28 protein-coding genes, 1 pseudogene and 1 riboswitch are annotated in these 23,470 nt (G+C 43.6%); of the genes and pseudogenes, 21 read left to right on the top strand and 8 right to left on the bottom strand.

All coding sequences use genetic code 11. The features are described 5' to 3' along the window. Positions 1 to 53: 53 nt before the first annotated feature. From AT864_RS12165 to AT864_RS12175, 3 genes are read left to right on the top strand one after another with little or no spacing between them, the layout of a single operon-like run. Positions 54 to 530, top strand: coding sequence for a glutathione peroxidase (locus AT864_RS12165; RefSeq protein WP_066149221.1), 477 nt, complete (start codon positions 54 to 56; stop codon positions 528 to 530). 54 nt (positions 531 to 584) lie between these two features. After that, positions 585 to 1,268, top strand: a complete 684-nt coding sequence (locus tag AT864_RS12170) for an HD domain-containing protein (protein WP_066149222.1) — start codon at positions 585 to 587, stop codon at positions 1,266 to 1,268. Further along, a complete protein-coding gene (locus AT864_RS12175; RefSeq protein ID WP_066149224.1) occupies positions 1,249 to 2,379 on the top strand; it encodes a conserved virulence factor C family protein in 1,131 nt (376 codons plus the stop codon). The genes AT864_RS12170 and AT864_RS12175 overlap by 20 nt, the downstream gene beginning before the upstream one ends. Before the next feature lie 101 nt (positions 2,380 to 2,480). Here AT864_RS12175 and AT864_RS12180 read toward each other — a convergent pair whose 3' ends face one another. Together AT864_RS12180 and AT864_RS17940 are read right to left on the bottom strand one after the other, a co-directional pair. Next, positions 2,481 to 2,864: a DUF4183 domain-containing protein gene (locus tag AT864_RS12180; RefSeq protein WP_044743469.1), complete on the bottom strand. Its 384-nt coding sequence runs from the start codon at positions 2,862 to 2,864 to the stop codon at positions 2,481 to 2,483. A 215-nt stretch (positions 2,865 to 3,079) separates the two neighbouring features. Then, entirely contained in the window at positions 3,080 to 3,229 is a 150-nt protein-coding gene (locus AT864_RS17940) for a hypothetical protein (RefSeq protein WP_156450532.1), read from the bottom strand. A gap of 429 nt (positions 3,230 to 3,658) precedes the next feature. Here AT864_RS17940 and AT864_RS12185 point away from each other — a divergent pair, with 429 nt between their 5' ends. The 15 genes from AT864_RS12185 (at position 3,659) to AT864_RS12250 (ending at position 15,140) form a co-directional block, all read left to right on the top strand. Further along, a complete protein-coding gene (locus AT864_RS12185) occupies positions 3,659 to 4,057 on the top strand; it encodes a DUF4183 domain-containing protein (RefSeq protein WP_044743470.1) in 399 nt (132 codons plus the stop codon). Between the two features lie 314 nt (positions 4,058 to 4,371). Then, positions 4,372 to 4,809, top strand: coding sequence for a BrxA/BrxB family bacilliredoxin (locus AT864_RS12190; protein ID WP_066149226.1), 438 nt, complete (start codon positions 4,372 to 4,374; stop codon positions 4,807 to 4,809). Between the two features lie 38 nt (positions 4,810 to 4,847). Next, entirely contained in the window at positions 4,848 to 5,642 is a 795-nt protein-coding gene (locus AT864_RS12195) for a class I SAM-dependent methyltransferase (protein ID WP_066149227.1), read from the top strand. A gap of 32 nt (positions 5,643 to 5,674) precedes the next feature. Then, entirely contained in the window at positions 5,675 to 5,803 is a 129-nt protein-coding gene (locus tag AT864_RS17650; protein ID WP_082741695.1) for a YuzL family protein, read from the top strand. Positions 5,804 to 6,192: 389 nt separating this feature from the next. Then, complete coding sequence (locus tag AT864_RS12200; RefSeq protein WP_066149229.1) at positions 6,193 to 7,377, top strand: LL-diaminopimelate aminotransferase; 1,185 nt, start codon at positions 6,193 to 6,195, stop codon at positions 7,375 to 7,377. A gap of 102 nt (positions 7,378 to 7,479) precedes the next feature. After that, complete coding sequence (locus AT864_RS12205; RefSeq protein ID WP_066149232.1) at positions 7,480 to 8,184, top strand: toxin; 705 nt, start codon at positions 7,480 to 7,482, stop codon at positions 8,182 to 8,184. Between the two features lie 38 nt (positions 8,185 to 8,222). Next, the gene (gene thyA / locus AT864_RS12210; RefSeq protein WP_066149234.1) at positions 8,223 to 9,017 is read left to right on the top strand and encodes a thymidylate synthase; all 795 of its coding nucleotides are present in this window, start codon (positions 8,223 to 8,225) and stop codon (positions 9,015 to 9,017) included. A 12-nt stretch (positions 9,018 to 9,029) separates the two neighbouring features. After that, on the top strand, positions 9,030 to 9,551 hold the full coding sequence (locus AT864_RS12215) for a dihydrofolate reductase (protein ID WP_066149236.1): 522 nt from the start codon (positions 9,030 to 9,032) through the stop codon (positions 9,549 to 9,551). A gap of 245 nt (positions 9,552 to 9,796) precedes the next feature. Then, positions 9,797 to 10,243 (top strand): YndM family protein, encoded by a 447-nt coding sequence (locus AT864_RS12220; RefSeq protein WP_066149239.1) that lies wholly within the window; start codon positions 9,797 to 9,799, stop codon positions 10,241 to 10,243. 99 nt (positions 10,244 to 10,342) lie between these two features. Further along, positions 10,343 to 11,614, top strand: coding sequence for a threonine ammonia-lyase IlvA (gene ilvA / locus AT864_RS12225; protein WP_066149241.1), 1,272 nt, complete (start codon positions 10,343 to 10,345; stop codon positions 11,612 to 11,614). Between the two features lie 278 nt (positions 11,615 to 11,892). Then, positions 11,893 to 12,144: a YpmP family protein gene (locus AT864_RS12230; protein WP_066149243.1), complete on the top strand. Its 252-nt coding sequence runs from the start codon at positions 11,893 to 11,895 to the stop codon at positions 12,142 to 12,144. 118 nt (positions 12,145 to 12,262) lie between these two features. Beyond that, on the top strand, positions 12,263 to 13,105 hold the full coding sequence (locus AT864_RS12235) for a DegV family protein (RefSeq protein WP_066149245.1): 843 nt from the start codon (positions 12,263 to 12,265) through the stop codon (positions 13,103 to 13,105). 54 nt (positions 13,106 to 13,159) lie between these two features. Next, positions 13,160 to 13,738 (top strand): SCO family protein, encoded by a 579-nt coding sequence (locus AT864_RS12240; RefSeq protein ID WP_066149247.1) that lies wholly within the window; start codon positions 13,160 to 13,162, stop codon positions 13,736 to 13,738. A gap of 65 nt (positions 13,739 to 13,803) precedes the next feature. Further along, positions 13,804 to 14,580 carry an SGNH/GDSL hydrolase family protein gene (locus AT864_RS12245; RefSeq protein ID WP_066149249.1) on the top strand — a complete coding sequence of 259 codons (777 nt, stop codon included), beginning with the start codon at positions 13,804 to 13,806 and terminating at the stop codon, positions 14,578 to 14,580. Further along, positions 14,577 to 15,140 carry a YpmS family protein gene (locus tag AT864_RS12250; protein ID WP_066149252.1) on the top strand — a complete coding sequence of 188 codons (564 nt, stop codon included), beginning with the start codon at positions 14,577 to 14,579 and terminating at the stop codon, positions 15,138 to 15,140. The genes AT864_RS12245 and AT864_RS12250 overlap by 4 nt, the downstream gene beginning before the upstream one ends. Before the next feature lie 339 nt (positions 15,141 to 15,479). Here the strand turns inward: AT864_RS12250 and AT864_RS12255 are convergent, their stop codons facing one another. The 5 genes from AT864_RS12255 to pepT all read right to left on the bottom strand — a co-directional run bounded on the left by AT864_RS12255 (position 15,480) and on the right by pepT (position 20,157). After that, the gene (locus tag AT864_RS12255; protein ID WP_066149336.1) at positions 15,480 to 16,814 is read right to left on the bottom strand and encodes an RsmF rRNA methyltransferase first C-terminal domain-containing protein; all 1,335 of its coding nucleotides are present in this window, start codon (positions 16,812 to 16,814) and stop codon (positions 15,480 to 15,482) included. 163 nt (positions 16,815 to 16,977) lie between these two features. Next, positions 16,978 to 17,562, bottom strand: a complete 585-nt coding sequence (gene plsY / locus AT864_RS12260) for a glycerol-3-phosphate 1-O-acyltransferase PlsY (protein ID WP_066149338.1) — start codon at positions 17,560 to 17,562, stop codon at positions 16,978 to 16,980. 109 nt (positions 17,563 to 17,671) lie between these two features. Then, a complete protein-coding gene (locus tag AT864_RS12265; RefSeq protein WP_066149254.1) occupies positions 17,672 to 18,292 on the bottom strand; it encodes a DUF2238 domain-containing protein in 621 nt (206 codons plus the stop codon). A gap of 253 nt (positions 18,293 to 18,545) precedes the next feature. Beyond that, the gene (locus AT864_RS12270; protein WP_066149255.1) at positions 18,546 to 18,776 is read right to left on the bottom strand and encodes a DUF2339 domain-containing protein; all 231 of its coding nucleotides are present in this window, start codon (positions 18,774 to 18,776) and stop codon (positions 18,546 to 18,548) included. 148 nt (positions 18,777 to 18,924) lie between these two features. Beyond that, the gene (pepT, locus tag AT864_RS12275; RefSeq protein ID WP_066149257.1) at positions 18,925 to 20,157 is read right to left on the bottom strand and encodes a peptidase T; all 1,233 of its coding nucleotides are present in this window, start codon (positions 20,155 to 20,157) and stop codon (positions 18,925 to 18,927) included. Positions 20,158 to 20,473: 316 nt separating this feature from the next. Continuing rightward, positions 20,474 to 20,608: riboswitch (FMN riboswitch) on the top strand. A 148-nt stretch (positions 20,609 to 20,756) separates the two neighbouring features. Here pepT and AT864_RS12280 point away from each other — a divergent pair. Beyond that, positions 20,757 to 21,335, top strand: a complete 579-nt coding sequence (locus AT864_RS12280) for an ECF transporter S component (protein WP_066149259.1) — start codon at positions 20,757 to 20,759, stop codon at positions 21,333 to 21,335. 38 nt (positions 21,336 to 21,373) lie between these two features. On the opposite strand, the gene AT864_RS12285 is transcribed toward AT864_RS12280, so the two are convergent. Further along, positions 21,374 to 21,985 (bottom strand): molybdopterin-dependent oxidoreductase, encoded by a 612-nt coding sequence (locus tag AT864_RS12285; RefSeq protein WP_066149261.1) that lies wholly within the window; start codon positions 21,983 to 21,985, stop codon positions 21,374 to 21,376. A gap of 318 nt (positions 21,986 to 22,303) precedes the next feature. Between AT864_RS12285 and AT864_RS12290 the strand changes: the two are divergent. Then, positions 22,304 to 22,769, top strand: a pseudogene (locus AT864_RS12290) (GNAT family N-acetyltransferase). Beyond that, positions 22,741 to 23,241 carry a GNAT family N-acetyltransferase gene (locus AT864_RS12295; RefSeq protein ID WP_066149263.1) on the top strand — a complete coding sequence of 167 codons (501 nt, stop codon included), beginning with the start codon at positions 22,741 to 22,743 and terminating at the stop codon, positions 23,239 to 23,241. The pseudogene AT864_RS12290 and the gene AT864_RS12295 overlap by 29 nt, the downstream one beginning before the upstream one ends. Positions 23,242 to 23,470 lie beyond the last annotated feature (229 nt).

A 23,470-nucleotide genomic window follows, 5' to 3' on the forward strand; every position in this document is an offset into this window, starting at 1 on the left:
TGGAAAAGTTCCTCTCCGTTCTTTTATTATAAAAGAGAGAGGGGTGATGCTAATTGAGCATTTACGATTTTACAGTGAAAACGATTCATGGCGAGGAGAAAACGTTAGCGGAGTACAAGGGAAATATCTTATTGATTGTCAATACGGCGAGCAAATGCGGATTTACTCCGCAATATAAGGAACTACAAGAATTGTACGACCAATATCGCGATAAGGGATTGGTGGTTCTCGGGTTTCCATGTAATCAATTTGGAAGCCAAGAGCCAGGAACGGAGGAAGAAATTGCTCAATTTTGTGAGCTGAATTACGGGGTGACGTTCCCGATGTTTGCAAAGGTTGATGTGAACGGAGAACATGCTCATCCGCTGTTTGATTATTTAACAGAGAAAGCGCCAGGGGTATTTGGAACAAAAGCGATTAAGTGGAATTTTACCAAATTTCTTGTTGATCGCGATGGAACGGTTATTGAACGATTTGCGCCCAAGACAAGACCTGCGGAATTAAAACAGGAAATTGAGAAATTATTATAAAAAGGAATAAGCTGCCTTTCCTTAGGGGAAGGGCGGTTTTTTGTCGGTGATGGGATGAAAAACAAAGAACAAATGATTCGTGAAACCGAAAAGTACGTAAAAACTGTATTGGAGCATGACTCAAGCGGTCACGATTGGTGGCATATGGAACGGGTTCGCCGCCTTGGCTGTTGGCTGGCAAAAAGAGAAGGAGCTGACGTGTTTATCGTGGAAATGGCCGCGCTGCTTCATGATCTTGCGGATGAAAAGATAGCGGGAAGTGAAGAGGCGGGAATGAAAAAGGTTAGACAATGGCTGGAACACTGCTCACTCTCGAAAAAAGAAGAAAACAGTGTCATCGAGGCGATTTCAACCGTTTCCTATAAAGGAGGAAATGGAGAAGCGCCGCGAACATTGGAAGCGATGGTTGTCCAAGATGCCGACCGGCTCGATGCGATTGGGGCGATTGGAATTGCCAGAACGTTTATGTATGCCGGCCATCGCGGGCAGCCTATGTATGATCCGGCACTGCCGGTTCGAAATGTGATGACGAAAGAAGAATATCGGCATGGCCCTAGCAGCACGATTCATCATTTTTATGAAAAACTATTGAAATTGAAAAGCTTATTGCATACCAAAAGCGCCAAAAAACTTGCGATCCGCCGCCATGAATTTATGGAGCAATTTTTACAGCAATTTTATAAAGAGTGGGATTTTCATGATGAAGGAGGAAGCGATTTTGCGGATTCGATCGATTGAACCAACCCCAAGTCCAAATACGATGAAAGTATTGCTGGATGAGGAGCTTCCATTTGGGAAGAGCCATAATTATAAAGCGGATAATATTCATACGGCTCCGCCACTTTTGCAGCAAATTATGCAAATTGAAGGAGTAAAAGGGATTTATCATGTGGCTGATTTCTTAGCCATTGAACGAAACGCTAAGTATCATTGGAAAGAAATTTTGCAAAAGGTGCGGGAAGTGTTCGGAGAAGACGCGGAAGATGCCCAAGCCGGGACGCGTATGCATAATGAGCATTTCGGTGAAGTAAAGGTATACGTCCAAATGCTGTACGGTCTGCCTATGCAGGTCAAGCTGACAGATGGAGAGCAGGAGCGGCGGTTTGGCTTGCCAGAACGGTTTATGGACGCTGTAAAAGAAGCGCAAAAATATGCCGAGAATGTAGTTCTTGAAAGAAAATGGTCGGAAAAAGGAGTTCGTTACGGTACGTTTGACGAAATTGGAGCTGAAGTGATCGAAGAGCTCTCCGCTGCTTATCCGCCTGAGCGTCTGGAGCGAATGGTGGAAATGTTTCGCAGCGGAGACCAAGCGAAGACACAACGGCGTACCAGCCTAAAAGTAACAGAAGAAATGCTCGATCATCCAGATTGGACCAAGCGCTATGCCGCTTTAGAGCAAATGGCGGAACCGAGCGAAGCGGACTTGCCTGTTTTGGCAAAAGCGCTGAAGGATGAAAAAGTATCGATTCGCCGTTTAGCTGTTGCTTATTTAGGGATGATTGGCGGTAAAAAGGTGCTGCCATATTTATATGAGGCGTTAAAGGATAAAGCGGTGTCTGTTCGCCGTACGGCTGGCGACTGTTTGTCCGATATCGGCGATCCTGAGGCGATTCCGGTGATGATTGAAGCGCTAAAGGATGAAAGCAAGCTTGTCCGCTGGCGCGCCGCGATGTTTCTATACGAAACCGGCGATGAATCCGCTTTGCCAGCATTAAAAGCAGCAGAAGACGATCCGGAATTTGAAGTGAGCATGCAAATAAAAATGGCCATCGAGCGCATTGAAGGTGGCGAAGAAGCAAAAGGGTCAGTGTGGAAACAGATGACAGAAACGAGAAAACAAGAAAAGTAAAATTTTGTATTTTATGTTAATAAGTGACAATCAATCTCAAGAATGAATCAAAGCGTGATGGATGGCCCGTCACGCTTTGATTGTATAGTTTTATAAAAAAGTTACGTTTCAACGTCTGTCGTTGCGGTTGGAGCGAATTGCACAATTTCGAGCACAATCGGCGTTCCAGCCGGAATAGTATCTGTGCCCGCCGGCACGTCAATCGCAAGCGATCCCACCCCAGTACCACCTGGCGTATAGGTAGAGATTCCATCCATTTGTAAAACTCCATTCACATAAACCGTGTAATAGCTGTTGTCGGTCGCTAAAGCTGGTAGCGTTGTCACCGCGTTTCCGCTGTCATCCAAAAAGTCTGCCGCATCAATCGTAAGCGTAGCTCCTGCTGCTGTATCAGCTGCAGCGACGTAGAAAAATTTGGTGCTGGTCGGCACGGTCGTGATGGCCGTAGCAGCGCCAACAAAGAGCTTCATAAGTTGAAGAGCCATGAACATATCCCCCTTTCCTCTTGATTTTTAATTAAGAAAGCAATAAACCAACATAGTAAGCAAGGCATAAAAAAAGAAAGCAACTGCGCGGGTCATGTTTATTGCTTAACTGTTCATGATTTATCATATGAGTGAGGACGGTAAAATGATTTAGCCAATTATCATGTATTTGAATAAAAAAGAAAAATAGATTCAGCCCATTGGCTGTGACAACATCACTTCCGCAAATGAGCAGATAAGGAGCCTATGATGACATGATGACGGTCGGATGACTGAACAACATCGCTTCCAGACAGATAAATTTTGTCGGGAAGTGGCTGGCTGTTTTGTTCTTGGTCACGCTTTGGCATGATCGAGGCAAGCAACCGACTTGCCTCCGTCCGTAAAAAAGAGAGCGATATATTCCGTCTTCTCATTGGATCTATTAACATATCCACTGAGATGGAGTAGAGGTTCATCTTAGTTTGTATAATCTTCTTTCCTTGTTCACTTTATGTTTTTTTTCTGCATAAAAATATAAAAAGCAGGCGAATGCCTGAATCAATCCAACCAGTTTATGCGCCGTTTTTTCCTTCTGTTTCTGACAGAAAGATCGATTGATCCGCTGGCATTTTTTGATTGAAGGGCCGTCTAATGATATCGATCAGAACAGACTCCCATCCATATTGGCCGGGAAATCGGTTATCCTATTCGTTCCATTGATAGGTCAAGCGTTTCAAACGCTTGCATAAAAGGCAAATAGCGCTTGATAAAGAGAAAGATTGGTTATCTATTTTTCAGTTTGGGTGGTATCTATGAGAAAAAAACAGAACGATCAGAGGCATGTGATTGCTGTTCCAAGGGTATATGACTGGGTGAATCGAACTACAACGATTCATCTCAGCGTAGATTTGCTCATCCCGCCGCAAATTTTGCAAGTCGAAACGTATCAATATAATTCGATATCCGATGGCTGCAAAACGGTTTATACAAATGATGATGAACTAAAGGAATACGGAAATCGAGGAATACTGGACCCGAAGAACGTATCCTTTATCAATTTGTTTATAAACGGGGTGCTGCAGCCGCAAAACGTGTATGAAGTACAGGAAGGAAAGTTGATTTTAAATTCTGCCGATGTTCCACTTAAAGGTACGCCGATCATTTTGCAATTTGTCACCATTAAACAAGGAGGAAGGCATCATCAAGATTGATGGAATAAAGGCTGTTTATATAAATCTAACTTCAAAAAGAGGAAACCCAGAACGGGGTCTGTAAAAACTCACGGTTGGAAGAGACCTTTACTTACTACTCATGAACTCCATATCCATACACATGTTAACATGTCAATTTGATGAGCCGATCCCGTTTACACGCCGTTTCAAGATGTAAAAATCAAGTATCATAGTGAACTTGCTGGTGGCTAGAGACGTATTTGCTTCTATCGATACAGCAGTATTTTTCGTTGATTTTTTCGTAAGGAAATAGTATCCTTTTGACATTGAAGACATGTTTAGGAGGGATTCAAATGTCAATGGCATATGAAGAATATATGCGCCAGCTCGTTCAACCGATGCGTGATGAGCTTGTCCGCGCGGGATTTCAAGAGCTGACAACGGCTGAGGAAGTGGAGAACTTTATGGAACATGTTCAAGGAACAACCTTTGTCGTTGTCAATTCGGTTTGCGGGTGTGCGGCTGGCTTGGCGCGTCCTGCCGCAACACAAGCGATTTTACGCAGTGAGAAAAAACCGGATCATTTAGTGACGGTGTTTGCCGGTCAGGATCGTGAAGCGACAGCAAAAATGCGCGAGTATTTCGTGGGAATCGAGCCTTCTTCGCCATCGATGGCGCTGCTTAAGGGAAAAGAGGTTGTCCATTTCATCCCGCGCCATGAAATTGAAGGAAATTCAATGGAAGCGGTCATGGAAAATATTATGAGTGCATTAGAAGCGCACTGCGAATAAGGATGTCGTCAAGACATCCTTTTTTGGTGGAGGTTTGTATGATTGTTACGACTGCAGGAAGAACGAATCCAAGCATGATCGCCAAGGCAAAACAAATCGCGGATGAGCTCGATATTCTGTACGTGCCGCGTCAGAAAATGTCGGTAGAAGCCTTACAAATGCAATACGGCGATGAAGTGATGGTAGTCGGAAAAAAACGTTTAGAAATATATCCGTCTGATGGAACGTCCTCTTTCTTTTTTCATCCGAATTCGGCGATGTTTCGAGTGAAAAGGGTATTGCGCGGGGAGACGGAGCCGTTTTTGGAAGCCACTAAACTGCAAACAGGAATGTCGTTTTTAGATTGTACAGTAGGAATCGGTTCAGACAGCATCGTAGCCAGTACGGTGACAGGGGAAAACGGCATTGTTGTTGGAACAGAAGGGAACCGTTATATCGCTTATTTAGTTCAGCAAGGATTGCGCCAATGGGATTCAGGTATCGTTCAAATGAATGAGGCGATGAGGCGCATTCAAGTGTTTCACGCTGATTACTTTTCTTTTTTACGTTCCCTCCCTGATCGTTCCTTTGATGTCGTTTATTTCGATCCGATGTTTGAACAATCCATTGTCGAATCGGACGGCATTCAAGGCATAAAGTCCTTTGCCCTTTATACAGAACTGACGGAAGAGGTCATCTTTCACGCGAAACGGGTTGCGCGGCAGCGCGTGGTGCTTAAAGACTATTGGCAGAGCACAAGGTTTCATCGTTTCGGCTTTTCGGTCTATGCGCGTAAAACGGCTAAGTTCCATTTTGCGGTGATTGAATTGGCAGAAGGAATAGAGAAAAAATAAAGATGGGGACGTTCATGGACGGAGGTGACAACATATCAAAACGAAAAAAAGATCCGTCCAAGACGGGTTTAAGCTCTTCGCATATCCAAGGGCAAGGAACGACGACTACGGAAACGGGAGCGCACAAACTTGATTCTGCTCGCAAAAAAACAAAACAATAGCGATAGATAGGAAGGTTGAGCGATCGAACAGTACTGCTGATAGGAATGTATTTGTCTATTAACGGCGGGCTGTCCGGTCTTTTGTTTATGCTAAATCGTGGCAAAAGCAAGTTACCGACTGTCGAAATATATCCAAATAGTCGTGAAAACAAAAACTCGCAGGCCCCCCTGCGAGTTTTTACGAGTCGGCAAAACAGCTATAAATGTAATAAGCAATCGTCAGCAAGCTTAATCCGAAAAAAATCGCATTCATTTTTATCCCTACCCTTTCTATTCTAGAGTGATCAAATTGTGCTACACTGGTATTGTGAAATCCTTTGTCTCGGAGTATTCCTTATATTCATAATATATATCAAAAAAATAAGAAAAAGAAAGGGGTTTTTTGGAGAATGGAAATGAAAATATCAGAGCGCATGAAAGCGTTCGGCGCTTCTGTATTTAGCGAGTTGGTTGCTTATAAAAAAGCGAAGATGGCTCAAGGATTTGATATGATTGATTTAAGTATCGGAAGTCCCGATTTGCCGCCGCCGTCCTTTGTAAGAGAAACCATCGCTTTTTATGCCAGCCAGCCTGATACATACGGTTATTCTTTAACAGGAACGAGTGAATTTTACGATGCGGTGGCTTCCTATTACCAAACGGAGCATAAAGTGCAGCTGAACCCAAATGAAGAAGTCGTTTGCTTAATGGGATCTCAGGATGGTCTTGTTCATTTGCCGATGGTGTTTGCCGATCCCGGTGATTTTATTTTAGTTCCTGATCCAGGCTATACGGCGTATGCAACAGGAATTGCGATGGCCCAAGCACAGCCTTATTTCATGCCGCTTCGCAAAGAAAATGGCTTTCTTCCAGATCTTCGCGAGATCCCGGAGGAAGTGGCAAAACGTGCGGCGATGATGATCGTCAATTTTCCGGGGAACCCTGTTCCTGCGTTAGCCACTGAGTCTTTTTTTCAAGAGGTCATTGAATTTGCTAAACGATATAACGTGATCGTTGTTTCGGATTTCGCCTATAGCGAGCTGTATTATGAAGGACATAAGCCGATTAGTTTTCTATCTATTCCTGGAGCGAAGGATGTAGGCATTGAGATCAACTCGCTGTCGAAAAGCTATAATATGGCTGGATGCCGAATTGGATATGCCTGTGGAAATGCAGAAATTCTCAAGGTGTTTTCACAGTTTAAATCCAACCTAGACTATGGCGTGTTTTTGCCTGTTCAAAAAGCGGCTGTCGCAGCTCTGACAAAAGGAGCTTCTTTTTGTGAAGAAAGCCGAAACATTTATCAATCTCGCCGCGATTTATTAATTGAGGGCCTTTCTTCTATTGGCTGGAAAATTGAACGGCCAAAAGCAAGCATGTTTGTTTGGGCAGACATTCCCGATGGATGGGCATCGCTAGAGTTTGTTTATGCTTTGATGGATCGAGCCCATGTTGTGGTAACGCCGGGACATGCATTCGGCCCGAATGGGGAAGGTTTTGTCCGCATCGCTCTTGTTCAAGATGAGGAGAGATTAGCCGAAGCTGTCAGCCGCATTAAGCAAAGCGGCATCTTCCGTCTTCGCTCTTTTTCCTAAAATTATGCATTTCTCTAGCTGTTTTCGTGTGCTATAGTAGAAAAAAGAGTCTGTTGGCTTGCTAGTTTCATAGCATGCAGGAAAAGGCAGGGAAATAGCTGGATGAAACGTTTGATTGGTCTCGTGGCAATGGTTGTAGCTGTTATTCCGCTGCTGTCGTTTTCGCCATATCCGAATACGCACGGTGTTTTATTAAGAGCGAGCTCTCTTGCTGGGATGGACGTTCCCTCTTATTCGCTATTGCGAAACATGGTCATTTTGCCTGATGGGCCATTCAACCAGGTAGAGGCCAAAAAAATGGTGAGCACACTGGCTCGCATTGACGGGGATTTATTACAAAAAATGGCCGATAAACAGATATATATTAAACTGTTTAATGGAAAGCTGACGGATGAGCCGTCCGCCCGATCATTGCGCGGAAAGGTGCCCCGCGGCTATATGGCGCTTTTAACATGGGATGATGTGCCAGGGATGGGCGGTTCACGTCTTGTGCTCGTTAAAATCGGGCATAGTGACAAAGGAAAAGGGCATGGTTCCATCAATTTAGAATTGCACGAGCTTGCCCATTCTGTAGATTATATTGTATTGAACGACATTCATGAAACCCCGGATTTTTTGGCGATTTGGCGCGAAGAAGCAGAGCGCCTGTTTCCCGGTCAGTACTATTTTCTTGATTATCCGGAAGAATATTTTGCGGAAGCGTTTGCTTATTACTATCATAACGATGAAACGCGCGCTCATTTGCAGAGATTGGCACCAAAAACGTATGAATTTATGCAGCAATTGACGAAAAGAACTCGAAAATGAGTTCTTTTTCATTTATGATAGAACATGAGGTGAGCACGATGCAGCAATATTTACAATTACTTGAAGATATTTTGGAAAATGGAATTGAAAAAACAGACCGAACAGGAGTGGGGACCCGATCAGTATTCGGTCGGCAGCTGCGATTTGATTTGCAACAGGGCTTCCCGCTATTAACAACGAAAAAGCTACATATTCGGTCCATTATTTATGAGCTGCTCTGGTTTTTAAGCGGCAACACCAATGTTCGCTATTTACAGGAAAATGGCGTAACGATTTGGGATGAATGGGCTGACGAAAACGGAGAATTGGGGCCTGTCTATGGAGCGCAGTGGCGTTCTTGGAAAGGAGCGGACGGCAAAACGGTTGACCAGATCAGCCAAGTCATTGAACAAATTAAAACAAATCCTGATTCGCGCCGTTTGCTTGTTAGTGCATGGAATGTCGCGGAAATTGACAAAATGAAATTGCCGCCTTGCCACTATGCATTTCAATTTTATGTGGCGGATGGAAAATTGTCTTGCATGTGGCAGCAACGTTCTGTCGATACGTTTCTTGGCTTGCCGTTTAATATTGCCAGCTATGCCCTGCTGACGCATATGATCGCCCAACAATGCGAATTGGAAGTTGGTGAGCTCATTTTTACAGGCGGGGATGTTCATTTGTATTTGAACCATCTGGAACAAGCAAGGCTTCAATTAACAAGAGAGCCGCGACCGTTGCCAAAGCTGGTGATTAAGCGGAAGCCGGACTCTATTTTTGATTATCAGTTTGAGGATTTTGAAATTGTTGACTATCATCCGCATCCGCATATTAAAGCATCGGTTGCGATCTAAAGGAGAGAGAAGATGATTTCGCTTATTGTCGCAATGGATCACCATCGCGTGATTGGGAAGGATAATCAATTGCCTTGGCATTTGCCAGCCGATCTTGCCTATTTTAAGCGCGTTACGATGGGCCATCCCATCATTATGGGCAGAAAAACGTTTGAGTCGATTGGCCGGCCGCTGCCAGGAAGAGAAAATATTATTATAACCCGCAATCATTCTTTTCGTCCCGAAGGCTGCACGATTATTCATTCTGTAGCGGATATTCAAAAAATCGCAGCAGAGCGCGAGAATGAAGAGATTTTTATTATCGGAGGAGCTGAGTTATTCCGAGCGACGCTGCCGTTGGCTGATCGCCTTTATATCACAAAGATTGCTGGGCAATTTGCTGGGGATACCTTCTTCCCTTCGTTTGATGAGAGAGAATGGTGCCTAGTGTCAAGCCAGCAAGGCCAAAAGGACGAAAAAAACCGGTATGACTTTGCGTTTCTCGTCTATGAACGCAAGCGGCCGCGCTCCGAACATGGCCGGTCTTTGACATGAAAAAATGCGCGTCCCGATTCTCCGTAAACCGTGTTTTTCAGTTTTCGTTTCTCTTTTGTCCGGCACCACAAGAAAGGGTGAAAACACATAATTGGATGGATATAGGACTTACCGCGTCCGTTTCAGTCTGCGCAAAAACGTGCTTCGCAATAAGCGAAGCACGTTTTTCTTTTGACCGATTTTGAATAGAGAGGGTGTAGAAAAGGAACGATAACAATAACCAAACGAGAATGGAGGGAGAAGTTATGAAGCATATCATTTCATTCGTGATCAAATTTGTTTTATGGAGTACGGTGTTGCTTTCGTTTTTAACCATTTTTAATACGCCGATTTCGCTTATTTTTTTTATTTCATTGGCGGCAACAGTGATTTCATATGTACTTGGCGATTTATTGATTTTACCGCGAATGGGAAATTTCGTGGCAACGCTTGCTGATCTTGTTTTGTCATTCGGGTTGATTTGTTTTTTTTGTTATTGGTTAATCGAACGAACGGCCAATATGGCTTATGTTGCTTTTTTCGCAACGTTGGCGATTGGAGCTGCAGAAGCATTTTTTCATCTGTTTCTTGAAAACCATCTTTTCACTGACCGCACCATGCGGCAAACAAGAAATTGGTTCGATGAAGGAAGATGGGCGACCGAATTCGCAGAGGAGTATGAAGAACCGAAACAAAACGACGATTCTCAGTAAATGCCCTGTTTTTATAAATTTTTTGAAAATTCCCTTTCCTTTTTTAAAATTTGTGATATAATTTTCAAATTAAAAAAGTGATGGAAAGGACAAGGGAATATGGAACAGCAATTGAAACGAAAACGAGGAGCCGTGTATGTGGAAGATGTTTTAATCGCGCATCATACGCTAAAAGATGTTGTATACCACACCCCGCTACAAAGAAATGCATTGCTATCGGAGCGCTATGGCTGTCAAGTTTATTTAAAGCGTGAGGATTTGCAGGTTGTGCGCTCGTTTAAAATTCGCGGCGCTTATAACTGCATGAAGCATCTGACAGACGAAGAACGAAAACGGGGAATTGTTTGTGCTAGCGCAGGTAATCACGCTCAAGGAGTGGCCTATTCATGTCGCGCGTTAGGTGTGCATGGAAAAATTTATATGCCTGCGACAACACCACGCCAAAAGGTTTCACAAGTTCAATTATTCGGAAAAGATATGGTAGAGATTGTTTTAGTTGGCGACACATTTGACGATTCCTTTAACGAGGCTGTTCAATGCGCCGGGCGAGAAGAGAGAACGTTTATTCACCCGTTTGATGACGAGTATGTGATGGCTGGACAAGGAACGATCGGAGTGGAGATTCTTAATGACTGTGAGGAACCGATTGATTTTGTGTTTGCCAGCATTGGTGGCGGCGGATTGATGGCAGGTCTCGGTACATATATCAAAAGCATCTCGCCTGCCACAAAACTGATTGGCGTCGAACCAGCCGGAGCTCCATCCATGAAAGCGGCACTTGAGAAAGGGGAAGTTGTGACTTTAGAGGAAATTGATAAATTTGTGGATGGAGCAGCAGTCAAAACAGTAGGAGAAAAAACGTTTGCGTTATGCAGAGAAATGATTGACGACATCGTCGTTGTGCCAGAAGGGAAAGTGTGTACGACCATTTTAGAACTTTATAACGAAAATGCCATCGTGGTTGAACCAGCTGGAGCCTTGCCAATCGCCGCTTTGGATTTGTATCAAGAGCAGATTCGCGGAAAAACCGTTGTTTGTGTCATTAGCGGAGGAAACAATGATATTGATCGGATGCAGGAGATCAAAGAACGTTCCATGATTTATGAAGGCTTGCAGCATTATTTTATCGTTAATTTCCCACAGCGTGCCGGAGCATTGCGCGAATTTTTAGATGAAGTGCTAGGACCGACGGACGATATTACGCGGTTTGAATACACAAAGAAAAATAATAAAGAGAACGGACCTGCATTAGTGGGGATCGAACTGAAGCGGCGGGAGGATTATGCTCCTCTCATTGAGAGAATGAAAAAGAAGGGATTTCCTTATCAGGAAGTCAATAAAGATCCGAACTTATTTCATTTACTTATTTAATATATCTATTGAGAAGTCTCCCACCGCTTAACAGAGTGTAGGGGAGAGAGGGGTGTTTGGAAGCGGTCGGTATTCGGTCGGCCGACAATCGAAATCAGATGATCGCCTGCTCATTTGAGGCTAAATGTGGATACAGGTCGATATCGTTATGTGGAGCACAATGAGTCATTCGTTATTTTTCGCTAAAAAAATTATAAATCTTTCGCGCAATCTGACATACTTTTACACCGATTTCGTGTATAATAATAATAAATCGGTCAAAAAAGAGGATTGATATTTTGCTATTCAAAAGCCTGGAGTTCAAGAATGCTTATGGACAGAAGGTAAAAATTATTGAGATTCCAGTATTGGAGGAAGATAACACCTATCGCTTTATTGTTCAATCACGTTTAGAGACGCTGATAGCAAAGGTCTATTGGTCTCGGGAAGCACGTTGTGTTTATTCGTTTAGGGATCATTTAAAAAGAGTGTTGAAATGGCCTGTCTATGAACAAATTTTCAAGACAGATATTTTAAAAAATAATGCATAAGCATCATATGAAAAAGTTGCTTTGCCAAAGCAAAGCAACTTTTTTTGCATTTATTATAGGCATTTCACTCGTTTCATTGTATAATGTTCAATGAGCCTTAACTCCAGGAAGTGAAATAATGAGCAAAATCAAAATTGTAACGGATTCGACAGTAGATGTTCCTACTGAAACATTAAATAGGTATGGAATTGAAGTGATTCCGCTCACTTTTACAATGGACAACAAAGTCTATACAGATCGTTTGGATATCACATCAGAAGAATTTATGAAAAAAATGGCCCAAGCAAACGAGCTGCCGAAAAGTTCTCAACCTTCAATAGGAAGCTTTCTGGAGCTATATAACCGTTTGGGAGAGGATGGATGTGAAATCCTTTCGATTCATATGGCTGGCGCGCTAAGTGGGACGGTGCAATCGGCAAGACAGGCAGCGGCCATGTCACAGGCAAATGTGGCAGTTGTTGATTCGCAATTTATCTCGCTTGCCCTAGGATTCCAGGTCATAGAAGCAGCAAAGCAAGCGGCAGAAGGGAAGAGCTGTGCTGATATTATTCAGCATCTTGAAAAAGTCCGTTGCGGCACGCATCTCTATATAGCTGTTGACACGTTGGACCATTTAGTGAAGGGGGGCCGAATTGGACGCGGCAAAGCGTTGCTTGGCTCATTGCTGAACATCAAGCCGATTGCGGCGCTGATGGATGGCATCTATACGCCTGTGATGAAAGCGCGGAGCTATTCACAGATCGTCAGCTATTTCACACAACGGCTGGTCGAGGATGCGACCGGCAAAACGATTCGTGCGATCGGCATTGCCCATGCTGATGCGTTGACGTTGGCGAATCGCTTAAGGCAATCTATTGTTGAGGCAACTGGCTATGAGCAGATTGACATAGTATATACGACGCCGATTGTTTCGATTCATACAGGTGCAGGTGCGATTGGTTTTATGTACTACGTTGAATAAATCATGAAACATTTGGTAAAATGAAAGAGGAAATGAAAACAGGTGGATTTAGCGATGAGAAAAACAAGTGCCATTGTGCTTATAAGCATACTTTTGTTATTCACAGCTGCATGCAGTAAAAAGATCCCTGATGCCCAAAACTGGCCGGTTGCGTCTTTTACCTTTACGGATCAGAATAATCAACCGTTTGGCTTAAAAGACTTAAAAGGGAAAGTATGGGTAGCTGATTTTATGTTTACTCGCTGTGCGGATGTATGTCCGCCAATGACGGCCAATATGGCGAAGCTGCAGCGAATGGCCAAAGAAGAGGGATTAGAGGTTGAATTTGTTTCTTTTAGTGTGGATCCGGAAAACGATCATCCGGAGCAATTAAAAGCATATATTGAGAAATTTGATGCTGACACTCGTCATTGGCATTTGCTGACGGGATACACTCAGCAAGAAATTGAAGCTTTTGCTCAAAAGAATTTTAAAACGATTGTACAAAAGCCAGCAAACCAAAGCCAGGTCATCCACGGAACCAGTTTCTATTTAGTCGATCAAAAAGGAAAAGTGGTTCAATATTATAATGGAATGAATAACGTTCCATACAAGAAAATTCTAGAGCATATTAAAATTTTGCAATCATCATAAAGAGGCAAAAATGTGGTGGCATTTTTGCCTCTTCGTGTTTTCCTTTTTCTAGGAAGGTGAAAGAAATGAAAAAATGGGGACTTCTGTTTTTGTCACTGCTTCTAAGTGGGGGATGCTCAGCCACGGAAGCGATGAAAATGGAAAATATTCCATTGCGGCAAATCGGTCTTCCGAGTCGTTTAATAATCGACCAGGATTTTATCCCCCGGGATTGGAATGTGGTGGCTTTTGGCGACTCATTAACGGAAGGAGTAGGAGATCGAGACCATCAGGGCGGCTATGTTTTTGATCTCAAAGAAAAATTATTGCATAATAAGGGAGTTCGCTCTGTTACGGTCACGAATTTAGGAAAAAGAGGCTTACGTCTTTCACAATTGCAGGATGTCATTCAGTCTCACGAACAAGAGATAAGGGAAGCCGATATGGTGTTGATCACGATCGGTGGTAACGATATTATGAAAGTTGTCCGTTCTCATTTGTTTGATTTAACCTATGATTTATTTGAGAAAAATCAGAAAAGCTTTGCTGCCAAATTAGACCGGCTCATGCAATCGCTGCGCGCGCTGAATCCACATGCTACGATTGTTCTTGTTGGGGTGTATAATCCATTCTCAAGCCCGCTTCAAGACGTTCCTGAAATCGATGAGGTGATCGATATGTGGAACCGCGGAAGCCAAGCGGTTTTAAGCAAATATGATCGAGCGATTTTTGTCGATGTGAAGGATTTATTCGATAACCGTGATGATTTGCTTTACGATGATCAATTTCATCCGAATGAATTAGGATATGAAAAAATTGCTGAACGTGTCTATGAACATTTGTTAGGGAGTATGAAACAATGAAATGGAAAATCGCTTTTTTTGGATTATTAGCAATCAATATGGTCATTGTGGTAAGTTTACTGTGTCTTATTCTTCAGCCGTCTTCAACAAAGCTTCCGACCCTAAAAGCTGTAAAGGGAGCAACATTTCTCGTTCATTCATCAAAAGAAGATGTCAATATTTTGCTGAATGACTATCTGAAAGAAAAAACAAAAAATAGTTCGCTTTCGTATCGGGTTTGGATTGATGATCGTGTATATGTAGCGAGTCAAGTCCCGCTTTTTAGCAGAAATGTGGACTTAACGGTTTCGTTTGTGCCCAAAATCGTGAAAGGCGGCAATTTAGAATTAAGGGATCCGGATTTATCGTTAGGAGAATGGCAGCTTCCGGTGAACTATACGTTGTCATACTTGCAAAAGCATGCGAAACTGCCTGACGAAGTCATGATTGAGCCCGATGCTCACCGAATTTATATTGATTTAGCCAATATCCAGTTGAAAAATGGATATCGCATTACGGCAAAAGAATTTGATCTAGAGCATGACAAAATTGTGTTTGCATTAACCGTTCCAGTAAAATAACAAAAGGAGACAAGCGGTTAACAAATGTTTTTATACTGCATGGCTTGTCCGCGTCGATGAACATCTTGGTTTCATTCTCGTTTTGATTTGGCGGCATTTTGGTTTCATGGACGTTTTCAAAACCGTTTGGGACGGGAAAATGCAAGTGGTCATTTCATTTGCTTGCTCATCAAAAAATCGTCCTTTCTGAAAATGCTGTTGAGCAAAGAAAGGACGATTTTTTTTTTGCGCATTTTTACAGAATCCACCGAGAAAATTCCCATCTTTTAACGGAGTGGAGGCGAGAGAGGTTCAGATGAATCAAAAAGGGGGCTTCCGAAAGCCAACTAGCTACAGCCCCTAAATTCTTAGCCCCTTTGGATAAAAATTTTTCAACGTTCCTTTTACTTCCTTTCCCCAGCCGAGCGGGTAGCCGTCAATCGTGACCATAGTCCAGCCGCGGTCTTCGCCTGTTTCAAGCGTTTCGCCGCGCAAATATTTCATAATCGGCTCTTGGTCGCTGCTGTTTAAATCGAGCGAATGAGCGACCACTTCTTTTTTTAAGGCTAAGGCGAGCGCATGATTCGGCTCAAAGCGCTGTTTCTTTAACTCTCCTAAATGCAAGCCCGCTCGCACCACTTTTAATCCCTCAAAATTCGGGCAATCCTTTGGCAGCGCAAATAGCTGTTGTTGAAATGCATAAATAGTGCGGGTGATTTCGGTTTTTAGCACCTCTTTTGCAAATGCTTGATAGTCACGCTGCGCCGATTTGGAAAGGTTGGAAGCAGCGGTTTTGCCATTCCATTGGTTGGATCTTCCTGTTTTTTGCAGCTTAGCAACAAAATGTCCTTCTCCTTTTAAATAATGTGGCCAAAGCCGTGCTGTTTTCGCCATTTCTTTCATATGAGTATTTGTCCATTCCGGTCTTCCTGACTGAATGCCCGCTGTTTTATCAATCGGCAATAAAATCAGATCCTCATATTCTGCAAGAAGCGCTTCGATCGTTTGCTCGTTTTCTTCTGGAGAAAACGTGCATGTCGAATAAACAAGAATGCCTCCTTCTTTTAACATGCGATAGGCACAGGACAAAATGTGGCGCTGCTTGCTGGCGCATTGCGCTACATGCGCTTCGCTCCAATAACGGATGGCCTCCTCATCCTTCCGAAACATTCCTTCACCTGAACAAGGCGCATCAACTAAAATTTTATCAAAATATCCTGTGAAGCGCTCTGCCAGCTTTTCTGGCGTTTCGTTTGTGACAAGCGCATTGGTGATGCCCAATCGCTCAATATTCTCTGATAGTGCTTTGACGCGTTTTGGATGAATCTCATTCGCAAGCAAAAAGCCGGTATTGTTCATCATAGCTGCCAGTTGTGTCGTCTTCCCTCCGGGAGCTGCACAAAGATCAAGCACTCTTTCTCCTGGTTCAGGACGCAATGCTTCAGCGACAAACATGGCGCTTGGTTCTTGAATATAATAAAGGCCGGCCGCATGATACGGGTGTTTTCCCGGCTGTTCCGCAGCATCATAGTAAAAGCCGGTCGAACAAAATGGAACAGGTGATAAGGAAAACGGCATCAGTTCTAAAAAGGTGCTTCGCTCTATTTTAAGGGGATTCAAACGAATCCCGTTCGTTTTGTTTTCTTCATATGTATGAAAGAAGGGAAGCGCTTCTTCCTGTAAGAGTCGATTCATTTTTTCGCGAAATGGCTCCGGTAATTTCAACAAATAAAACTCCTTTCATTGGTCTTGTGCGTCTATTGCTTGAAAAAGAACGAATGCGATCATCCCGATCATCCGATCGTCGCAGGATCCGCAAAAGAGGCTGCCCGAGTGAATGGGACAGCCCTGTGAGCATTTATAGCCATTTGATTTTTGGTTCCGTTTTATTTATAATTCGCTTAATGTTGGCGCGATGGCGATAAAAAACAAAGAGAGCGAGCAAAGTAACGCCGATCCTCAGCGGAATGTCATTAGTAAAGAAAATCGTATAAATAATCGCGTAAACTCCCGCCAGCATCGAGGAGAGAGAGACATATTTTGAAAGATATAGTACAAGAAAAAAGACCACTAACAGTGTGAAAAATAAAAATGGCGAATAAAACAGCAAGACTCCCCCCGAAGTAGCAACGGCTTTTCCGCCACGGAATCCGGCGAAAATCGGGTATGTATGTCCAAGCACTGCCAGCGCTCCGGCAATGAGCGGATGAATGTCTACATGAAACAGCACCGGTAAGCTAGCGGCGAGCGTTCCTTTTAAAATATCGCTGATCGTTACAATCAATCCTGCTTTGACACCGAGTACCCGAAACGTATTTGTGCCGCCCAAGTTTCCGCTCCCATGCTCGCGAATATCAATGCCAAACCCGACTTTTCCGACAATGAGCGCGGAGGGAATGGAACCAAGAAGGTAAGCGGCGATTAAAATCAATAGCTTTGTCACCAATCTTCATACACCCTTTACTTGTTCAAATTCATGCATGATTTTATTTTACCATGCATTAAAAAAAACGCCAGATAAGAATTTGGGATTTGTATGAAGCGGGAATGGGCTAAAGGGGTTTTTTTAAAAACCGGTCATGGATTTTTGAAAGAGCCAACCAAGCTAATATGGAGCCGATGAGACAAAACAGCATATCCCATTGTGTATCCCATATGTCACCTTGGGTGCCCAGAAAATCTTGCACTTGCTTTACCTGTTTGGCCAATTGCCCGATTATCCATTCAATGATTTCATACAATGCGGCAATCGCCAGCATCATGCTCATCACAATCAAAAATAGCCATCCGCCTCGTGTCAGCGAGGTTTTCCGTAGTAAAATTTCTCTGAGCACGATGGCAAATAACCCCTTTAAAAAATGACCGAAACGATCATAATGATTGCGTTCTAAATCGAACGTGTCTTTCACCCAATTAAACAAGGGAACGTTGGAATAAACATAATGCCCCCCGATAAACATGCTGATGGCTAAAAGTGAAATAATAGCATACGAAAGGGTGGTCAAGCGAAAGCGACGATAGAGAAGGATCGCAATAAGCAACCCTGCAACAGCAGGACTGACTTCCAGCAGCCATGTCAAATAGCTTGCAGGCTTGACCGCTGACCATATCAATGCGGCAGTCACTAAGAATAGCAAAACGAGATGTTCTTTTAGATGTTGGGATTTAGCCATATCATGCCCTCCTTGCCATCATATCGTTGCGGCCTGCTCATTATAATTTAAAAATGGAACAAAGCAATTCAGAAAAGGAGCGTATTGGATTTTTTCGATCATATGAACGAGGCCAAACAACACGGTGATTCTACAGACCAATGAATAATAGGGTTCAGGCGGCACAACCGCCCTAACTCTAAACGTTAAAAGATTGCGTTAATAGTATGAGAAAAAAGAAAGCCGCTTATGCAGCAAGAAGCGGCTTGTTTGTTTATCGTTTTTGGTGTTTATAAAACAGGCGTGAAATGATGATGCCAATGCTGCCAAGTCCGATGAACAGGATGGAACGCATCAATAAAGAAACAATCGGCAGATCAATAAATACCAATTTCAGCAATGTTAAAAAAATCAATCCGATTCCTAATAAACGCATCGCTTTTTTGTCGCGAATTGTTCCAAAAACGACACTTCCAGCGGCGAAAGCAGCCCAGCTGAATGACAACAATATTGATTCTTTAAGTAATATAGCTGCGCAGTCTGAGCGAAAAGAGTGATGTGTTGTCACAAGCTAGGGCATATGGAACGAATAGAAAAAACAAAAGGACATGCCCGGCGGCCAATGCCCTTTTGTTTTCTTTTTATGTAAGATGTTAGGCTTTTTGTTCAAACAGTTTCGCAATTTCGATAATGACTTGCGTTGCTTTGACCATATTATCGACAGAAATATACTCATAACGGCCATGGAAGTTTTCTCCGCCTGTAAAAATGTTTGGCGTAGGCAAGCCCATGTAAGAGAGCTGAGAACCGTCAGTGCCGCCGCGGATCGGCGAAACTTTTGGCTCAATGCCGAGGTTTTCCATCGCTTCATATGCAATGTCGACAATTTCTTTCACTGGTTCAATTTTTTCTCTCATATTGTAATACTGATCGTTTATTTCCCATTCGACACGCTCTTTACCATATTTTTCTTGAAACTGTGCAGCTAGTTCCGTTATTTTTGTTTTTCGTGCTTCGAATGCGTTTCGGTCGAAATCGCGGATAATATAGGAAAGAGTGGTTTTTTCGACATCTCCCTGAAAGGATAACAGATGATAAAATCCTTCATAGCCTTCAGTGTGCTCCGGCGCTTCATGAGCTGGCAGCTGGCTATGGAATTCCATGGCCAGTTTGATGGAGTTGACCATTTTGCCTTTAGCCGTACCAGGATGCACGTTTTTTCCTTTAAAGATAATTTTCGCTTGTGCGGCATTAAAGCTTTCATATTCTAGTTCGCCAAGCGGTCCTCCGTCCACTGTATAAGCGTATTTCGCCCGAAAAGCGTCCACATCGAATTTATGCGGACCTCTGCCGATTTCCTCATCCGGTGTAAAAGCGACGCGAATTTCGCCGTGTTTCACTTCTGGATGCTGAATAAGATACGCCATCGCTGTCATAATTTCAGCAATGCCCGCTTTATTGTCGGCTCCTAGCAAGGTCGTTCCATCGGTTGTGATCAAGGTATGTCCTTTGTAGCCAGCGAGCTCAGGAAAATCGGCGGGCGAAAGAACAATAGAAAGCTGGTGATTTAAGATGATATCGCCTCCGTCATAGCTTTCAATCAGTTGCGGATAAACATTTTCCCCCGTAAACTCGGTCGCCGTATCTAAATGTGCCAAAAATCCGATCGTCGGCACTTCTTTCTCTGTATTGGCCGGCAGTGTGGCCATCACATAGCCATTTTGATCAACCGTCACCTCTGTCATGCCGATCGCTTTTAACTCTTCTGCCAGCATATTGGCTAGTTCGAGCTGACCTGGAGTTGAAGGGCACGTGTCGCTGTTTGGATCAGATTGGGTATTCACCTTCACATATCTAGTCAAGCGCTCAATGATTTCTTGTTTCATATCGTCCATCTCCTTATGATTTGCTATCTTTTTCCGATGTTATTTTATCATAAAACGCTTATTTCAAGAAAAATGGAATCCTGATTTAGACCATTGATCATCGGATACAAGCTTTATGATGCGAATGAGTGACAAGAGCTCTGAATAAGGGCTGTTTCTGAGGCCGAGTAGATGGATTTATGAATGAATGATGTTATCTAGTAGGTCAACTGTGGGAAGCGTATAAAAGCCTTAACGTTAAGAAGCGAAGCTTTACGCATGGACAATATTCAGCAAAACATGTATAGTATAAATGGAATAAATAAAATTTAGATTGATTCATCTTCGGGGCAGGGCGAAATTCCCGACCGGCGGTGATGAAGCGAATAAGCTTCTAAGCCCGCGAGCCGCAAGGCAGGATCCGGTGCAATTCCGGAGCCGACAGTTATAGTCTGGATGGGAGAAGATGAAGGTTTGCCGGCGTTCGGCGGTTGCGCTTGAACGTCTGTTTGCGCATGCCTGCTATCCTCCCTTGAGCGTTTAGGCTTAAGGGTTTTTTATGGTCAGTCGGCAGCCTTCTTCTTGTGAGGATGAGTCACGAGAAGGAGAGGAGAATCAACATGAAAAACATGAACGTATCCGCTTTTGCGGCGATTGGATTGTTTAGCGCCATCGCTTATCTATTGATGCTGCTCAATTTCCCGATTCCGCCATTTCCTCCTTTTTTGCTTGTTGATTTTAGCGATGTTCCAGCATTAGTCGCTGCTCTAATGTATGGACCGATTGCTGGGATGCTCGTCGAATTATTAAAAAATGTGCTCAACTATTTCCTTGTCGGCAGCGCGGCTGGCGTTCCAGTCGGTCATTTTGCGAATTTTATGGCTGGAATAACGTTTATTTTACCGACCTATTATATTTATCGTAAAGCAGCATCAAAACAGGGAATGGTCATCGGTTTGGTGGCTGGCACCATCGTGATGGCAACGGCGATGAGCGTGTTGAACTATTATATCTTTCTGCCGGCCTATACCATTTTTCTCGGTTCGCCGGCAATGAGCGCCCCGGAAGCGAAAGCGCTCATTGTTTCCGCGATTTTGCCATTTAATGCCTTAAAAGGCGTGTTTATAACCGTTGTCTTTATGCTTCTTTTTCTCCGGCTTCGTCCATGGCTGCATAAACGAGCGGCAAGCCGCATCTGAGCCGCAAAAAGGCTGCGTTTACGAACGCAGCCTTTTTGTTAAAGCTTCGACAGCGTTGAATCGGAAAACCGCTCCTCTTGAAATGGGTTCGCTGTCATTGAATAACCTCTCACTTCCCAATAGCCAGGCTCATCTGTTTTCATAAAACGGATGCCGGTCGCCCATTTCGCCCCTTTCCATAAATAAAAAGAAGCAGGGGGAATGAACCTCAGCGGATAGCCGTGCTTTGGCGAGATCTCTTGCCAATCGTGATGAGGGTCCTTCCATCGGTACACAAAAAGCGCGTCATCTCCCATGAGAGCATGAAGAGGCAAATTGGCTGAATAGCCGAAGGGATCGCCATTTAAATATCCATAAACTTTGACATAAGCGACGTCTGGATTCAGCTCGACGAAACGCAAAAATTCGCGAAAAGCAATGCCCTCAAATGTCGTGTCAAACTTGGACCATGTTGTGACGCAATGCATATCAATGGTTGAGATCGTTTTTGGCAATTCCATAACTTGCTGATAAGAAAGAGAAACCTCTTCTTTCACCTCGCCGAATAATGTGAATTTCCATGTAGCCTCATGAAACTCGTATACATCGCCTTCGTGAAGAATCGGCCATTTCTCCGTTGCAAATTGCCCTGGAGGCAGTTGTTTTGTCAATGTTCTGCACCCTTTCTTCCAACATGATATGATTTACCATCATACGGAGATTTGTGAGAAAATGCAATACAAACCGGAAGGAAATTGGCAAATGATGTAGAATATTCCGGGAAGCAGAAGGCGATGAAAAAGGAGGGTTCCTATGAACGAAGCTTTGACGCCGCATATCTAGTGCTCGCTCCTTTCGTTTGCTTCTACGCTTATGGTTTCGGGAATATTAGTGCTTCTCATTGTTAGTATATGGATGCAAAACCGGACATTGAAAGGCATGAAAAGAAAGTTAGAGAGCTTCAAGTAAGGACAAGGAGTAAGAGAATAATGGAACATGTTCAGATTGTGCGTGATATCGCAAATGCGAATTGGACAAAGATGAGAGAAATCTACGAATCTGTTGGCTGGGTTAAGCATACAGAGCCAATCATTCAACGAGTTTTTCAAGCGAGTCATATAGTAGCGCTTGCCTTTTGCTCCGGCCGTCTGGTTGGATTTGGCCGCGCTCTGTCAGACGGCGTATTCAATGCGGCGATTTATGAATGATGTCGTCGTTCACCGCGATTATCAAGGTAAAGGTATTGGAAAAGCGATCATGAAAGATCTGCTCGAACAGCTTGATGCCATTTCATGCATTCATCTTATTTCGACGATAGGAAACGAACCGTTTTATATTCAATCAGGATTTCGTAAAGCAAAGACGGCGTTCGCTCGTTATCGCAGCATGGATTTGGCACAGATCTATTTAGAAGGAGGGGATGGGAGTGAACATTCGGCAGGCAAAGGTGGATGATGCCGAACGATTAACAGCGTTGATTTTGCAAGTAGAGCGCGAATCAGCCTATTTGTTGTTTGAAGCGGTGGAACGGCCGCTTACGGTTAAAGAGCAGCGCCGCCAGCTTGAGGCGATCGAGCATGAAGAAAATGCCGCGATTTTTTTGGCGGAGACAGAAGAAGGGGAGCTCATCGGTTATTTAGTGGCAAGAGGCGGACGTGCTAAGCGCAATCGTCATACTGTATATATCGTTGTCGGTTTGCATGCTTCCTATCGGGGAAAAGGAATTGGCACGATGCTATTTACAGAATTGGAGCGCTGGGCGCGGACAAAAGGGATCCATCGTTTGGAGCTGACGGTTGTGACAGACAATGTCCCCGCGATTTCTCTCTATAAAAAAATGGGATTTGTTCAGGAGGGAATCAAACGCCATTCGCTGAAAATCGACGGGCAATATGTCGATGAATATTATATGGCGAAGCTTCTGTAGGTGAACACTCCCTTTTCACGTAACCAAAACGCAAGCGGGGATTCAGAAAACGGAGAGGGCTTATCTTGATTTTGATGATGTCATTTTAACGCTCCGTTACTACCGCATACATAAACAAGACAGAGCAGCTAGCGATCAATAAGTACTCGGTGAGTTAAGGGGAATTGGGGAGGCCAATTTTCTTTTTTTACTGTAGCACTAATCGAGATTCTATTACGTTTTTTATTCT

It is taken from the genome of Anoxybacillus sp. P3H1B, from assembly GCF_001560855.1.
GTDB lineage: Bacteria > Bacillota > Bacilli > Bacillales > Anoxybacillaceae > Anoxybacteroides > Anoxybacteroides rupiense.